The sequence below is a fragment of the Proteus mirabilis HI4320 genome, assembly GCF_000069965.1.
GTDB classification, from domain to species: domain Bacteria; phylum Pseudomonadota; class Gammaproteobacteria; order Enterobacterales; family Enterobacteriaceae; genus Proteus; species Proteus mirabilis.
This window is the reverse complement of sequence record NC_010554.1, coordinates 533,375-547,073: the sequence shown is the minus strand read 5'-3', so window position 1 is coordinate 547,073 and position 13,699 is coordinate 533,375. Positions and strand designations below refer to the sequence as shown.

The following is a 13,699-nucleotide window of genomic DNA, read 5'->3' as shown; positions in this document are numbered from 1 at the left end:
ATTATTCCTTAGATAAGTCGTCCATTAGTTCTGATAGCTGACTAGCTGTCTTATTCGGCTGAACATCATCAAGGCCGTATGCTTGACGCTCAAGGCCAACTAAATTTTTAAATGTTTCGCTTAATGATTTGGCTGACTTAACGCGCTCAGGCAGGGAGATGATTGAGTGATAAATTTCATTGAGTTTGTCGCGTCCGTTATCATCAGGACTAAACATTAACTCGCCAAGTTTTCTTAAGGCTGGCACATCAGCACATTCAGCAGATAGTTCATCAAATAAGTTATTAGTTAACTCTCTAGCCCTTCGAATATCGCCTCTATGCTCCATGCGGACATTAGCGATAACCTCGGCATTAGCCTCAATAAGTTGCCGTTCTGAAATAGCCTTTTCGGTGGCAACCAGACTGGCAACCTCCCTTTTGGCAACCAAGTTTTCAGCCCTAGCCTTAACCTTTGCCTTTAAATCTCGCTCCCATCCTTCTTTCTTGGCACGCTTACTTATCGCCTGATGGGTTATCTCGTATTGAGAGGCTATTTCCCTTATGGACATCACGCCAGCTCGGTAAGCCGACTCGATGGCCTCCCAATCTGGTCTTTTAGCCATATCCATTCCTTAAATAAAAAAGGCCGCTAGGGCCTATTTGGTTTTCTGTTTGTTGACTAACTTGCCTAACTCGCGCTCGACGATTTCAGCAACTATTCTCCCATCATCAACTCTTCCACAGTGTAAGTATTCAAGTGATTGCTGTAATTGACGATAGAGAATGGATAAGTTTGCTTTTTCTTGTTTGGTCATACTTTCTCCTTAGCGAACTTACTCGCCCACACTTTGGCAATATGTAAGCAGTCGTCAAACATTCGCCCTTTTCTACTTGCTTGAGAGCTTCGGCGATAATGATCTACCGCCATGTAACTTGCTCTACGACAAACAGGTAAAGAAAAGCCGAGCTTTTTTAACTCGGCTAGTACGTTCTGCTCTATGAATTGTTCGTGGTTCATGCTGGCTCTTCTCCATCTGGAAATTCGCCCATATCAGGCAAGGTTAATTGTGATAGTTCTTTAATTGCCTTCTTCGCTTTGCGTATTTTCTTTAGGTGACGCTTGCGTAAATTCATTAAGTCACTACCTTTCCTGCCAAAGTTCTCGAACGACCAGTTATCGGCTGCTACTAATCTATTTTGCATCTCATTGATAGTCAGGGTTTTAAGCTCATTCATGTCAAGGTTTGCTAACCCTGTTTGTGGTTTTGACTCTTTTTCAGCTAGATCAAGTAACCATCGACGCAAGGATTTCGCTACATCTGTATTAGCTAACATTCCGATTAGATGTGCACCTCTAACAGAGAAGATCCTGACCTTTTTCTTACGTAAGTTGTTGTTTATTCCATTGGTCATTGTTTCAGTGACCATTGTCATATCATCAGAAAACTCGTCTTTGTTGGCGTTATATAGATTGGTTACTGACTTCTCATTTTTGTATTCGAGTAGCTTAGCCATCTGAGAGCTGGTAAACCAAATCTTATTATCACCATTATCAAATGGAGTAATTTCATTACCTTTGAAAACTAATGATTTGCTCATGGTGTAAATCCTTATAGAAAAGCGAACCTGTTCACCAGAAATAACCGCCCCACAGAAAACACCATTAACGGTTTTTCTCAGGTTCGACTTTCTGTAAGGTTCTGTGAGTGTTTTTAATTGCGCGGTGAATGCACAGAATGAAATGCGTAGAGTTCGCAGCTTAGCGATACACTGCCAAGCCACTTCTAGTCTGTTCCTAGCAGTCAAGATATGATCACTCTCCTTAATGGATAAACGACTTATCTAATTGCTGATATATATATTTACTTAAGCTATACTAAGTAATTATCACTATACTTTGATTAATATCCTGTTAGTTTGCCCATGCACCCATGCTGGGCTTTTTTTTATTCCATGCATTCTTGTTTGATATAATCCTGCAACCCTTTAATCATCTGTTCTGACTCTGCAATTCGCTCTCTGAGTAACCAATAATTTCGGATAGCGGTGTCAGTAGGTCGGGCGGTGGTTGCATAAGCCAAGCTGGTGGAGGGAGTGGTTTTGACTTTGGGGCACTCGGCTTTGATGTACACCCGCTCTGGATGACGCTCACTAATATCACGCAAGTGACTAATTTCATTCTTAGCATTCGCTAGCTCCTGCGTATATTGAATATCCAACTGATTTAATCGCATTATGCGTGCTTGATAGTCAGTATTAATAGACTTCTGTTCTTCGAGAGCCACGGCCAGTTTTTTGTTGATATCTGTCAGTGAATTAATCCTATTAGCTTGCCAGTTAATCACCCAATAACTACCCACGATAATGCCTACCATCGCAATGACGGCATAGAGTTTTCCGTATTTCATGATTAGTACCGATGATATGAGAGTGCAATCTGACAGCGCTTTTCTAAACTCACTTGGTCTTTAGTACATGAGTTATCAATCAAGAGATAAATGCCACCAGCGACTGTAATGAGTAATGCAAGAATAAAGCCGATAATGATGATTAAAGTTTTCCATGACATAGTGCTGACTCCGCCTCTCGACGACTGACAAGCCCTCGCCAGACCTTTCCGCCTGCATATATCCAACGTTTCATTTCTTCACAGGCACCCGCTCTATCACCAGCGTTTAGCTTCTTGAGTAATGTTGAGCGAGCAAATGCGGTTGTACCCACATTAAAAGCAAAGGAATATAAAGCAGCTTTGGTGTAGTCATCGAGTGATACTTTGATTAATGCATCGACTTGCTGTTGTGTCTTAATAAAATCGATTTGTAATAACGCATCACATTCTTGTTGTGTGTATCTCTTGCCTTGAATAATGTCTTTGCCTGTATGTCCATAACAAACAGTTAGAACACCTGCCACATCACGATAAGGTTCATAACGTACACCTTCAAAATGGGCTATTACTACTAACGCGATGGCTGTTGCTCCTGCTGTTGTTAGCGCCGCTATTTTCTGTTTGAGAGACATTAAATATCCTTTGGCGCTTTCACCATTAATTCAGCAAGCTTTTTTAAGGTTTCGGTCGGGTTTTGTGGGTCAACATGACGAACAAGCTCTTCAAATAATTGAGTGCGTTTTCGTTGTTCTCGACGAGTCATAAAATAAGTGGCTAAACCCAGAAGCATGCTGAACGCCATCCCGATAACAAATACCCATTCATATAAAGAGAGACTGGCAAAAAAGGCCGTTAGGCCTGCTGTTCCATAAGTTACATTGGTTAATTTTTCCATACGCATAGTCACCCCCAGAGGAGTGTCCGTTGATGATTAGTGTGAAAGTGTTAAAAAAATTAGGCGGGGATTGATACTTTAAGTGCCTTTAATAAACCTTCAGGCAACTGTTCTTCCAGTGACGCATTAGAAACAATCACAAGACCATACATAGATATCCATGTATTCGTTTGTTGTAAGTGTCCTTGAATAAATTGCTTCGCTTTCTCTAACAAATAAACACAACTCTCTTGTGTGTTTTTGCGCCAATAGGATTCAATCGCCACCAGCAATGGAGCACCAGCATCACTAATTTTTTGCAAGCCGATTCGATATTGCTTTTTACCTGCGGAAGATGTCGTGCAAATTAATTGTGTCAGTTGTTGAGTTTCACCATCAGCCGTATGGATATTCGCCGTTAAAATGATGGAGGTATTCTTTTCACTGTCTGTTTCTGAGGCATAGTGAAGACTAAACTGTAATTCGCTTATCTCTTTTGACATAACATTTACCAATTTATTTAGTTAATAAGGTGCCGACTCACAGCTCTTGTGTGAACGTGATAACGAGGGTGATTGATTCTGTGGTCGGCATATACGAAAAAAGACCGCCTAAGCGATCTTTAAGAAATTTATAACAGATTAAGGTTGAACTTCCTTATCTACTCAGCATCATTTTCTTTAGTTAAACAATAACGCAAATTTTGTCTAATCGCTTCAATTGACCAGATCCAAAAAGCGGTTCCAACAAACTCAGAAATTAATGCTTGATAACCTGCTGTCCAAAGCCAGCCAGACAATCCTAGTAGAGGTACGACTAAACCATGAGCAAAAACAGAAACGCCAATACCAAAACAAATACCGTGTAATAATTTAACCTTTGGCAAGAATTCAGCAATAACACAATATGTCACAGCGATAACTATTGAGAATAATATATGAACACCATTACCGCCCCAATTAATACTATATCCCATCCAATGATAAGTCATAGTATCTATATTTAATCCAAGCTTTTCGAGTAAGACGACTGGCGGGGGTGTCGTTTCAAGTGTTCTCGGGGGAATTAGGTCTTCAAAACCAGATTTAACTAAAGCTGAAAAGATACCCGCTATAATACCAACATATATTGCTATACCAATATGCCTAGAACTTTTTTTCGTTAACTTAAACAAATCAATCATTATATATACTCGCTCTATAAATTGAATATTATGAGTATAGTAGAGATAAGAATACCTGTTTATTATTTTAATTATTAGTTAAACACTGCAGGTTTATTCTTATAGGATAACAATAAATTTCATCTTAAATATAAACAAACAATCAATGAAAACAAAAAACTTCCAACAAATTTTTTAATTAATAATTATAAATATATTTTAAAAAAAACAAAACCCCGCCGAAGCGAGGTTTGAAATACTTACATTTATAATATTATATAAATATTGCATTTAATTTATAGAAAAAAACGGAGTTTTGCAACTTTTTTAATCAGCTTAAAGCGCTAATTTTGAATAGCGAATCTCTATCTAATTGATAGCAACAATCTAATAAACAAATCCAATACAGTTTATAGCTCTTTCGCCAAGCATCAGCACTGACGCCCAACAATTCAGCAAGCTTAACATCCGTATATTTTTTTGCTGTTTGATTAATTTCTGCTTTTACCGCCTGAATGGCTAGTAAGGTAAGAGATTGAAGTCGTTGCTTAACTTTTTTCGTTATCCTTTTTTTACTATTTAATCGCTGAAACTCATGCCAAATATAGGGAACAATGAGTATTTGCTCACGATAATATTGATAATCACCATAGCAATAGAGTAACCATAAGCGCATTTCGTTAGGCAATTGATGAATACCTCTGCGCCATGATGAAGTGCGATAAGTAACTTCATTAATTAATGGTTTTGATTTTCCTTTGGCATGTTTTTGCTTAATTTTGAGTGGATGTGAGGGGAGTCTGTATCGAGACTTTCTTTCACCCGCATAGCGTATTGGGTTTCTTTTAAACCTATCGGTTACAAGTATTGCTTGTTCCTCCATGGCACTTAACGGCCCATTTTCTATAATACAAACATTCATCAACGCTGTACTTACTCGCTCGCGTATCCACTCAATATTCACTATCGCACCTCTTGGATAATTATCTGCCCCCTTTTTCCCCACACTTTTGTTACCCGCCCATCCCATACACGTGAATCATCGTCAAAAATAGCATCAAGTAATGCTTTTTCGAGATTATCTTTATCCGGTTTTTGTTGATGGGGTTTACCGTTCATTTCGGAGCGTTTAGTTTTACTCCAACTCTTCGGCATGGGTAGAATGAATGTAATGTGGTAATGTGATTCAGGTAGGGTGATTTTGTTTAACTTTACTTCGTCCTTAAACGCAAAATACTTTAAAACTGGGGGACGTTTTTTCCATTTATCAGCCTGAGTCATCCTTGGTTTAGGTACTGGTTCGATATTAAAGACCTTCACACGTTCAACTTCCCTTCTTGGATCAATATGGCTTGCGTTCTCAAAACACCTTCTAGATGACATTGTTTTGCATACTCCATATCCGTAAATCGTGTTCGTCTATCAACTTCATCGTGACATGCACTACAAGCCCAAGCGCCAAATAAGTCATGCGATTTTATTCCGGCGCCACAAAGACCTGACATTCTGTAATGGGCTAAAACAACCGTTTCAGAGTTACCATTACAAACTGAAGGTATTCTAATCTGACATTCACGCCCTTTTGCCTCATTGCGTAAATTCATCATGAGCCTCCTGATTACTATTTTTTATCACTTTAAAATAAAAACGATCATGTTATTAACTGAAATAATCATCACTATTTCCTATTCTTCTTGCTTTCTTTTCAAACTCATATATTCAGAGTTACGAGGAATGATGATCGGAATTCCCTTCTCAATGCACCATTGTTCATGTTTCTCCATCATGTAAAGCATCCTTGCTTTATCCATCTTGCTGGTTTCTTCACGCTCACCGTTTTCATTGCGCCCTAACCAGTGTCCAACGAAATATTCATGCGTTTCCTCATTAGTAATGGGCTTTGATAAAACGATTTCACCGACACCATTTTTAATATCGATAACAACGCCACGTGCACGTAACCACTCGCCTGTGGTTTCCATCCACATACGCCATGTTTTATTCATGGGTATGGTTCTTAAATCACGCCACTCGGTGATTTTGATGCGATAGCGTTTACCTGTTGTCACGATTTCGGAGAGCACTTTGAAAATACTGTTGAGATTGGATTTATGGAGACAGATATCATCTGTCACGAGGTCTCCTTTTTACTTTCATGAGTTAAAACGATTTTTCACAATACCTTTTAGGCTCTCGTTTCGGTTGAGCGCGATAAGCAGCCATATATTGATCAACTGGTGTAATACTCAATCCTTGTTGGTCAACATACACCGTGCCTGTTTTACCGTGCCGATTGAGCCTTAAAATCATCTCGGTCAGCGTTTCATCTGCATTATCGTGGTACACCGCATCACGATAAATGCCTAACCAATAATCACAATCTTGCTCGATTTGTCCTGTGTCTCTTGAATCACTTGGTACGGGGCGTTTATCAGCTCTGTTTTCCAATCCTCGATTCAGTTGTACAAGCAACACAACCACCGTATTGAGCTCTTTTGCTAATATTTTTAGCCCCTTAGTGATTTCACCATAGGCAATGTCATTACGGTCAGCTTTTCCCGCTTGCATCAGCGTGAGGTAATCGACACCAATGAACCCAATATCACCGACTTTGCGTTTAATTTTCCGACTTTCAGAGCGAATATGCTGTAAGGACATACCTGGTGTATCATCCACCCAAATATTGGGCTCATCTTTAAGGCGACCGATGGCATTGCAAAGCCTATCCCATTCATGCTCTTCTAACTTTTGGTAAAATTTATCTGAATTAATCTGGGTTTGTTGGGCTAGTGTCCGTTCAACAAGCTGTTTATCCGTCATTTCCATGCTGAACAGTAATACAGGCTTACCTTGTTGTGAGACATTTTTTGCCATTTCAGTGAGAACGGTTGTTTTTCCCATCTTTGGACGAGCACCAATCACGAACAGTGAGCCTATGACAATCTGTTTCGGGCTTAATAGACGGTCAAAATCTTTAAATCCCGTTTTTAATCCTCGATGTTTCTCTGGGTTATCTTGTCGATCACAAATGTCGGTAAAAACATCATCCAGCACATCATCAATTCGGCGTAACCCTGTTTTTCTCCCCATTTTTCCAAACGAAGTAGCTTCATCAAGCAAGCGTTGTGCTTGTTCAATTTTATCTGTAAAACCTAACTCACTTGGCGCCATCATGAGCTTTTGAATTTCAACCGTCTTTTCGATAACAAAACGCTGTGCGGAACACTCTCGGATTTTTTTCGCATAAGCCATAATGTTAGCAATACTCGGTGTTTCTCTTGCCATCTCAGCAAGATAGGCAAAACCACCTGATTGATTAATTCGGCCTTTTGACTCCAGACAATCCGTCACCGTCATGATGTCTATTGGCATACGTTGGGTATACATTTCTCGCAGGGTGAGATAAATAATTTGATGGTGTCGGGCATAAAAATCTTCAGGTTTTAGCAGTGAAAAAATTGATTGCGCATTATCACTTTGCGGGTCAAGCAGTAGTCCTCCAATAACATTTTGTTCCGCCATTAAATTATTCGGAACTTGGTTCATCACAGTGCTCCTTCCCTTGTTTTGAGTACCGTTTCAGGTCTGAGTAAATAATCAAAATTCGCTCGCCAACCCCGATTATTTTCGCCAAAATACCAAGCACTCGCCGTTTCCATAAAATAATCAAAATAATTTTTAGCTGATTCAACTGTGGGTTCTTTGAGCTCTTTCAGGAATTTGGATATTGCTCGTTTGCGTTTGTCATTCAGTGATTCGGCATTGGGTAATCTATCCCCTACCGATTCGTTGAAGGCTTGCATGATTTCCTGATAAGGAATTTTAGCTTGTCGATTAATTGAAATCTGCTTTGCAGGTTTCGAGTCGTCAGACGATAGTTTTTTAAGGTTAATTGACTGGTTAAAAGACTGACTGGTTCTGGGTAAAAATTTTTGACTACCCCCTAGTCCAACCGTTTGACTACCGTGGTCAAATTCTTTGACTACCTCTGGTACAGAATTTTGACTAGGTGGTACTGTATTTTGACTACCGTCATCAAGAGATTTAGCCTCCAAATCCAGAATATATAAATTGGAAGTATGCACCTTATCAGTTTTTCGCGTAACTTTACGAACAAACCCTTTTTTACATAAACTTTTAATGTGGTTTATCGCACTTTGACGGCTAATTTCGCAATGACGTGCAATAGTCTCATAAGAAGGAAAGCACTCACCTTTATCATTGGCATTATCAGCAAGTTTCAGTAGCACCATTTTTTGTGCTGTACTCCCCACCTGTAATTGCATGGCTTTTGCCATTAGAAGCATACTCATTTTCGCTCTCCTAATAACTTATCCCGATGTGCTTTCCTTAATTTTGCGTCTTTCAATGCTTCCTTTAAACGCTGACAACCCAGTGGGGTTATTTCTTGTAATAGCCTATTTCTCATGATGTTTTTATGCTCATCACAGCCATTAAATTCATGATTTATTCTTTGTCTCATGGTATAATTTCTCCATTCCAAAGCTGTATCAAAAAAAGGAAACTGAAGTTTCCCCTTGTGATAAAAACTGGATATTGATACAGTATATTTGTACGTTAAATGGTGAATTCCATTGAACAACACGCCTCGTTTGTTGCCGCAATCGAGGCGTTTTCTTTTATTTTCATTTGAGAAAGTTCACCCATTTGTTTCCACAAAAATCGGTACTCTTCTTCTGAGATTTTTCGTTCTCCTTCCATCACAAAATCAATAATTCCCGATGCGACAAGCGTTTCGCATATTTCAGGATATTTTTCAGTTCGACGTAGGATAGTTGAATCATGAACACCTAACGTTCTAGCCACGGCAGACTGAGTTTTATTTCTCAATGCTTGTAATGCTGAAGCTATTAGGTGGTTAGAGATAAATTGATTGAATTGTTTGCGTGTATTTGCGCATTCCATTGTTTAAAGTCCTTATGAGTTAACTAAGGGACAATAATGATCCGTGGCTCATTCCATATGAGCGGATTGTTGATATGTTCCACAATGGCGGAACCTAAATTGTGAAAAGAGCGGGTGAAACTAATTTTTATCTTTTACTAAATGCTCAAATGGTATTCCGAATAGTTCGTTGATTTGAGCGTATCTTGCAGGAGGAATGCGACCTTTTTGCTCCCATTGTCTAATGGCCTGATCGCTAATCTTTAGCTTCTTAGCTAAAGCTGGAATTCCACCTGCTTTTTTAATTGTTGTTTCCAATGCATTCATAAAGATATTCCTTTAACTGATTAACAACAAGAAGAATACAAGAAACGCTTTATTTAAGCAAGTATTACTTGTTGGAAAAATAAAAGCACAACTTGTATATTGAGCGAATGAAAACTATGCGCGAAAGAATCAAGCAAGCTAGACTTGCAAAAAACATGACCCAAGCTGAGTTAGCTGAGTTGGTAGGAGTGTCACCACAATCAGTACAGCAGTGGGAGACCAGTACTGAGCCAAGAAAAAACAGAGTTATTAAAATTGCTGAAATACTTGAAGTTGATACCAATTGGTTGTTATTCGGAATAACTGATATTGATGAAAGAAACAAAGTCAGTAGTATTCAAATAAATCAAGATATTGAAGTTTCAGATAAAAATACCTACAAGGTGGAGATGCTGGATATCCAAGCTAGTGCAGGGCCAGGTGTGATGGTTCTTGATGATTTTATTGAGACAATAACGGCTATTGAGTATTCAGCAGATGAAGCAAAAAGACTGTTTGGTGGGAGATCTGCATCCACAATCAAGATGATCACTGTTAAAGGTGACTCTATGGCTGGAACATTTGAGCCCAGAGATCAAATATTCGTAGATATCACCACTAACTTTTTTGATGGTGATGGAATTTATGTCTTTGTATTAGATAATCAGCTATATATAAAAAGGCTTCAAAAGCAATATAAGAGACTGGCTGTCATATCGGATAACGCAAGATATGAAACTTGGTATTTAGAAGAAGATAGTATCAATAGCCTCTACATTCATGCCAAAGTTTTAGTTAGCCAATCTATAAAATACAAATTTCATGGATAGAAATTTATTTAATTATCAGGTAGTAACTAAATGAAAAATATAATTTTATTACTAATTACTGTTTCTTCAATATCTGCCCATGCTACTAATAAGATTGATATCACTAATGAAGATGACTTCAAATTGATAACTACAATCATGAAAGCATCTGAGTGCAACGCTTACTCTTCTTTATATAAATTTCAGCAAGAAAATAATGTGCCAAATGGGGATGAGTTTATAGATAAGTTCATGAGCAATGAGGCAAAAAAGAAAAACAGCACCTTAATTGATATGACCAACGATTGCCAGAAAGCACTACTGGATTTCGCAGAAATAACATCAAGTAAAAACTAGCTACCTCTCACCTACCACATCACAGTTCCCTCTTTAATGAGGGATTTTTTTATGCCCACAAATCACAAAAACTGCCAACAGAATAAAAAATTTAAATTTTTTACAAAAAATAACACAAACAAAAACAAGCATTTATTGTTTAAATAAAGATTAACCCAAGTTTTTACACAAGTTTTACTTGTCTTAATAAAGTAATGCTTGTATAGTTAATCACATCGAAGGCAAGGAGCCATAGATAAACAGGATGTTCGCTCTTTTACAAATTAACTCCCGCCATTGTGGGAAAGTTTCAAAACTCCAAGTGAGTATTGGGATGCGGTTACGCTGAACCAGATGCAAGCAAAGCCAATGTCAGACGGTGTGAGTCCGTCGAGTAATAACAACGCTGTTGATCATTAACTTAGGAAGGTGACCAGCAAATAAAGTAGTGTTATTGCAGAGGATGCAAGCAAGGCTGACAAGACAGTTCGAGACTGATAGCCAATGACCGCATCACCAATACTTACTAACCGAGGGTAAATTATGGCTCAAATTACTTACTTACCGCGCACTGGTAAGACAAATTCAAAGATGCGTCGTTATATCGCTAGAGGTGAATTAATGGCTCGCAAAGCTTTAGAAGAAGCGAATCGTGGTCGCACTACTGAGGAAATATGGGATTCAATCATTAAGCCAGTCGATGAAACGGATGTATTGTCAGAGTTAATTATTTGTTTAAAGGATACACCTAGTGAACATCGTAAGAAATTACGTCTACGCAAGCCTATTATGCCAAGCGGGGAAGTGACGGCGAGGGCTTGATATGACTAAAATTATCTATCTTGAGAAAGGAAGAAACTCAAAAGCAAGGCGATATATTAGAAGAGGTGAGTATCTGGCAAGGAAAGCGCTAGAGTATATAAATGAATGTGAACGCAAGGGGTTGTGCGGTCCACCTCCTCCGCTTGTTGGTCCGGTAGCTTACAGAACAACTTCTGAATTGAAGTTACATAAAAAGCTATCCCTACCAAAACAAGAAAGGGAAGAGAAAATATACAATCCACCTAAAGACGACATTATGAATAGAGTTGTAAATCATGCTCATCAAAGAAACCCAAATAAAAAATGGTGATTTACGCCAATCAATCTAAAGCCTCGCAGCCGCGGGGTTTTTTATTACCTAAATAAACACACCTGATAACTGCTGCTTACCTAATGTAGCAGTATATTCAGGAGTTAAAACAAAACAGCCGAGCAGTAAGTTCGGGGTTACGGCGAGATAGGATTAAACATGATTAACTTAAAAATGTATGAATATCTAAGAAACGATGGAACAAGAATTTTCTTTAAGACAGAAAGTATTTCTTCAATAAAGGAAGATACCTGGTCAGATGGGAAACCAATCACTAAATTAACTCTAAATTGCGGAACAACCATTATGGAATTAGTTCCGCTAGAAGAGTTTTTAAAAATGCATCACATAAAGATAGAGAAATTAAAGTCTTAGATTGTACTTTTTAGCAAAACCCCCATCGGAGGTGGAGTCTCTTTTTTGTATTGCTTCTCAGCAACCTCTAAACACTCAGGGTAAAGCGATTCAATTTCAGCCATAAGTTGCTCAGGGGTTTTAATAGAATCCTGTTTAGCAGCTAAAGCTAGCGCCATATCAAAAGCAACTCGTTTAACAGGGTTGTCATCAGAGATAACTCTATTACTCATTAATTCAATCCTTTTAATTATGTTGGGGTGATTGAATTATACACAGATTTCTTATGTTGGGGAATGTAAGAACCACCTCGCCTGATGTGGTTAAAAGCAGGCACAGTTAACTAATTACAGTCCATTCTGCGGGCTGTGGTGAGTTGATTAATAGATAGGAGATAGAGATGGAAATATGGTTTAAGGAGTTTGAGTCACACGGGCGTCAGATTCTAATCAAGAAAGCTCATAACGCCGATGAGTCAAAAATCGGGATGCAATATTGCTGGCCAGAGAAACTTTTCGAGGTCGATTTTGGATTATGGATAGATTACGACGACGATGATGAGGAAGGCTGTAATAAAGCGGAAGAAGCACGCAACAAGCTATTCGACACCATCGATCAGGAAGCAGTAGATACCACAGTGAGTAACTTAATTCAAAAACTCAAGCTTGATAATTAGCATCGTGTTTAGTTAATAACGGAGGGAGTATGACATCCCTCGTTCAGCAGTAACCCACCCTATATTTAGATATATAAACAAGACATTTCGTAATTAATTATATTCATTAAAAGGAAATAAAAATGATGAAACAAAAAACCAGTGTCGTTATTAACGTAAAATTAACTTTAGAACATGGAATTAAATCACCACATGTTGAAGTAAAAACAAAAATATACGTTCATGAAGAAACTCCAGAATTAGAATTATTACTAAATAACTTCTCAGATAATTTAGTTGGAGAAAATTCAATTAAATCATCATTTGAAAAAGCGATTATAAATACATTACTCAATAAAAAAACACACTAATAAAATTCAAATCATTAAAAATAAATTAATACACCTTCACTTCGCCAACACCAGATAACCGCCTTATCTCTCATCTAACGGGGTCACCATGAAAACTAACTATTACAGCGCTATGCGTGACGGCATGGTGGTGCGTATCACTACGCCTCAAGCACGTAAAAATAAACGTACAAGCCCATGGTTATTCAGTTTAGCTGTGGTCATTGTAACAACCGTTGGCGTAATACCGACATTTGTAAGTTGAGGTGATTATGCAAATTTCATACAGCTACTCGAACGGAACTCGGGTAGTAGACGGCAAAACAGTCATGGAATTTGACGAAAGTAGCAAACTCAGTATTGAGACAGGAAGTTTCACTGAGTTGGCTAAATTGACGGAAATAGACTCAGCTGAGGCAATGGAATATGTACTCGATTGTGACGAT

At 38.4% G+C, this 13,699-nt stretch carries 27 protein-coding genes; 8 read left to right on the top strand and 19 right to left on the bottom strand.

All coding sequences use genetic code 11. The annotated features are described in order from the left end of the window. Position 1 precedes the first annotated feature (1 nt). The 18 genes from PMI_RS02460 to PMI_RS02385 all read right to left on the bottom strand — a co-directional run bounded on the left by PMI_RS02460 (position 2) and on the right by PMI_RS02385 (position 9,638). Positions 2-604 carry a hypothetical protein gene (locus PMI_RS02460; RefSeq protein ID WP_017628804.1) on the bottom strand — a complete coding sequence of 201 codons (603 nt, stop codon included), beginning with the start codon at positions 602-604 and terminating at the stop codon, positions 2-4. A gap of 33 nt (positions 605-637) precedes the next feature. After that, entirely contained in the window at positions 638-796 is a 159-nt protein-coding gene (locus PMI_RS19410; protein ID WP_004245978.1) for a hypothetical protein, read from the bottom strand. A 199-nt stretch (positions 797-995) separates the two neighbouring features. Then, positions 996-1,580 carry a BRO-N domain-containing protein gene (locus PMI_RS02450; protein ID WP_004247494.1) on the bottom strand — a complete coding sequence of 195 codons (585 nt, stop codon included), beginning with the start codon at positions 1,578-1,580 and terminating at the stop codon, positions 996-998. A gap of 347 nt (positions 1,581-1,927) precedes the next feature. After that, a complete protein-coding gene (locus tag PMI_RS02445) occupies positions 1,928-2,389 on the bottom strand; it encodes a lysis protein (protein WP_012367624.1) in 462 nt (153 codons plus the stop codon). Positions 2,390-2,391: 2 nt separating this feature from the next. Beyond that, positions 2,392-2,550: a hypothetical protein gene (locus PMI_RS19405; protein WP_012367623.1), complete on the bottom strand. Its 159-nt coding sequence runs from the start codon at positions 2,548-2,550 to the stop codon at positions 2,392-2,394. After that, complete coding sequence (locus PMI_RS02440; protein WP_012367622.1) at positions 2,532-3,002, bottom strand: lysozyme; 471 nt, start codon at positions 3,000-3,002, stop codon at positions 2,532-2,534. Before PMI_RS02440 ends, PMI_RS19405 begins: the two co-directional genes overlap by 19 nt. Continuing rightward, on the bottom strand, positions 3,002-3,271 hold the full coding sequence (locus PMI_RS02435) for a phage holin family protein (protein WP_004251611.1): 270 nt from the start codon (positions 3,269-3,271) through the stop codon (positions 3,002-3,004). Before PMI_RS02435 ends, PMI_RS02440 begins: the two co-directional genes overlap by 1 nt. 53 nt (positions 3,272-3,324) lie before the next feature. Beyond that, on the bottom strand, positions 3,325-3,747 hold the full coding sequence (locus tag PMI_RS02430) for a hypothetical protein (RefSeq protein ID WP_004247488.1): 423 nt from the start codon (positions 3,745-3,747) through the stop codon (positions 3,325-3,327). A gap of 158 nt (positions 3,748-3,905) precedes the next feature. Further along, a complete protein-coding gene (locus PMI_RS02425) occupies positions 3,906-4,427 on the bottom strand; it encodes a YagU family protein (protein WP_004247148.1) in 522 nt (173 codons plus the stop codon). Positions 4,428-4,737: 310 nt separating this feature from the next. After that, positions 4,738-5,370, bottom strand: a complete 633-nt coding sequence (locus PMI_RS02420) for a bacteriophage antitermination protein Q (protein ID WP_004247487.1) — start codon at positions 5,368-5,370, stop codon at positions 4,738-4,740. Continuing rightward, a complete protein-coding gene (locus PMI_RS02415) occupies positions 5,370-5,726 on the bottom strand; it encodes a RusA family crossover junction endodeoxyribonuclease (RefSeq protein WP_004245983.1) in 357 nt (118 codons plus the stop codon). Before PMI_RS02415 ends, PMI_RS02420 begins: the two co-directional genes overlap by 1 nt. Continuing rightward, positions 5,723-6,013, bottom strand: a complete 291-nt coding sequence (locus PMI_RS02410) for a DUF1364 domain-containing protein (protein ID WP_012367620.1) — start codon at positions 6,011-6,013, stop codon at positions 5,723-5,725. Before PMI_RS02410 ends, PMI_RS02415 begins: the two co-directional genes overlap by 4 nt. 78 nt (positions 6,014-6,091) lie before the next feature. After that, positions 6,092-6,541 (bottom strand): YbcN family protein, encoded by a 450-nt coding sequence (locus PMI_RS02405; RefSeq protein ID WP_012367619.1) that lies wholly within the window; start codon positions 6,539-6,541, stop codon positions 6,092-6,094. Positions 6,542-6,566: 25 nt separating this feature from the next. Continuing rightward, a complete protein-coding gene (locus PMI_RS02400; protein WP_012367618.1) occupies positions 6,567-7,952 on the bottom strand; it encodes a replicative DNA helicase in 1,386 nt (461 codons plus the stop codon). Next, a complete protein-coding gene (locus PMI_RS02395; protein WP_012367617.1) occupies positions 7,952-8,719 on the bottom strand; it encodes a helix-turn-helix domain-containing protein in 768 nt (255 codons plus the stop codon). Before PMI_RS02395 ends, PMI_RS02400 begins: the two co-directional genes overlap by 1 nt. Next, on the bottom strand, positions 8,716-8,889 hold the full coding sequence (locus tag PMI_RS19400) for a hypothetical protein (RefSeq protein WP_004251793.1): 174 nt from the start codon (positions 8,887-8,889) through the stop codon (positions 8,716-8,718). The genes PMI_RS02395 and PMI_RS19400 overlap by 4 nt, the downstream gene beginning before the upstream one ends. A gap of 95 nt (positions 8,890-8,984) precedes the next feature. Next, entirely contained in the window at positions 8,985-9,332 is a 348-nt protein-coding gene (locus PMI_RS02390) for a hypothetical protein (protein WP_004247478.1), read from the bottom strand. A gap of 120 nt (positions 9,333-9,452) precedes the next feature. Continuing rightward, on the bottom strand, positions 9,453-9,638 hold the full coding sequence (locus PMI_RS02385) for a Cro/CI family transcriptional regulator (protein WP_012367616.1): 186 nt from the start codon (positions 9,636-9,638) through the stop codon (positions 9,453-9,455). A 107-nt stretch (positions 9,639-9,745) separates the two neighbouring features. Between PMI_RS02385 and PMI_RS02380 the strand changes: the two genes are divergently transcribed. The 5 genes from PMI_RS02380 (at position 9,746) to PMI_RS02360 (ending at position 12,269) form a co-directional block, all read left to right on the top strand. After that, entirely contained in the window at positions 9,746-10,447 is a 702-nt protein-coding gene (locus PMI_RS02380) for an XRE family transcriptional regulator (protein WP_012367615.1), read from the top strand. Positions 10,448-10,477: 30 nt separating this feature from the next. Further along, positions 10,478-10,783: a hypothetical protein gene (locus PMI_RS02375; RefSeq protein WP_012367614.1), complete on the top strand. Its 306-nt coding sequence runs from the start codon at positions 10,478-10,480 to the stop codon at positions 10,781-10,783. A 600-nt stretch (positions 10,784-11,383) separates the two neighbouring features. After that, positions 11,384-11,584 carry a hypothetical protein gene (locus tag PMI_RS02370; protein ID WP_232504901.1) on the top strand — a complete coding sequence of 67 codons (201 nt, stop codon included), beginning with the start codon at positions 11,384-11,386 and terminating at the stop codon, positions 11,582-11,584. A 1-nt stretch (position 11,585) separates the two neighbouring features. Continuing rightward, positions 11,586-11,894, top strand: a complete 309-nt coding sequence (locus PMI_RS19535; protein ID WP_012367612.1) for a hypothetical protein — start codon at positions 11,586-11,588, stop codon at positions 11,892-11,894. 159 nt (positions 11,895-12,053) lie between these two features. Beyond that, positions 12,054-12,269: a hypothetical protein gene (locus tag PMI_RS02360; protein WP_012367611.1), complete on the top strand. Its 216-nt coding sequence runs from the start codon at positions 12,054-12,056 to the stop codon at positions 12,267-12,269. On the opposite strand, the gene PMI_RS02355 is transcribed toward PMI_RS02360, so the two are convergent. Further along, a complete protein-coding gene (locus tag PMI_RS02355; protein WP_012367610.1) occupies positions 12,266-12,481 on the bottom strand; it encodes a hypothetical protein in 216 nt (71 codons plus the stop codon). The genes PMI_RS02360 and PMI_RS02355 overlap by 4 nt on opposite strands. A gap of 167 nt (positions 12,482-12,648) precedes the next feature. Here PMI_RS02355 and PMI_RS02350 point away from each other — a divergent pair, with 167 nt between their 5' ends. From PMI_RS02350 to PMI_RS19395, 3 genes are all read left to right on the top strand, one after another. Continuing rightward, positions 12,649-12,924: a hypothetical protein gene (locus tag PMI_RS02350; protein WP_012367609.1), complete on the top strand. Its 276-nt coding sequence runs from the start codon at positions 12,649-12,651 to the stop codon at positions 12,922-12,924. Between the two features lie 122 nt (positions 12,925-13,046). Further along, the gene (locus tag PMI_RS02345) at positions 13,047-13,274 is read left to right on the top strand and encodes a hypothetical protein (protein WP_012367608.1); all 228 of its coding nucleotides are present in this window, start codon (positions 13,047-13,049) and stop codon (positions 13,272-13,274) included. A gap of 88 nt (positions 13,275-13,362) precedes the next feature. Continuing rightward, on the top strand, positions 13,363-13,518 hold the full coding sequence (locus tag PMI_RS19395) for a hypothetical protein (protein ID WP_012367607.1): 156 nt from the start codon (positions 13,363-13,365) through the stop codon (positions 13,516-13,518). Positions 13,519-13,699: the final 181 nt, after the last annotated feature.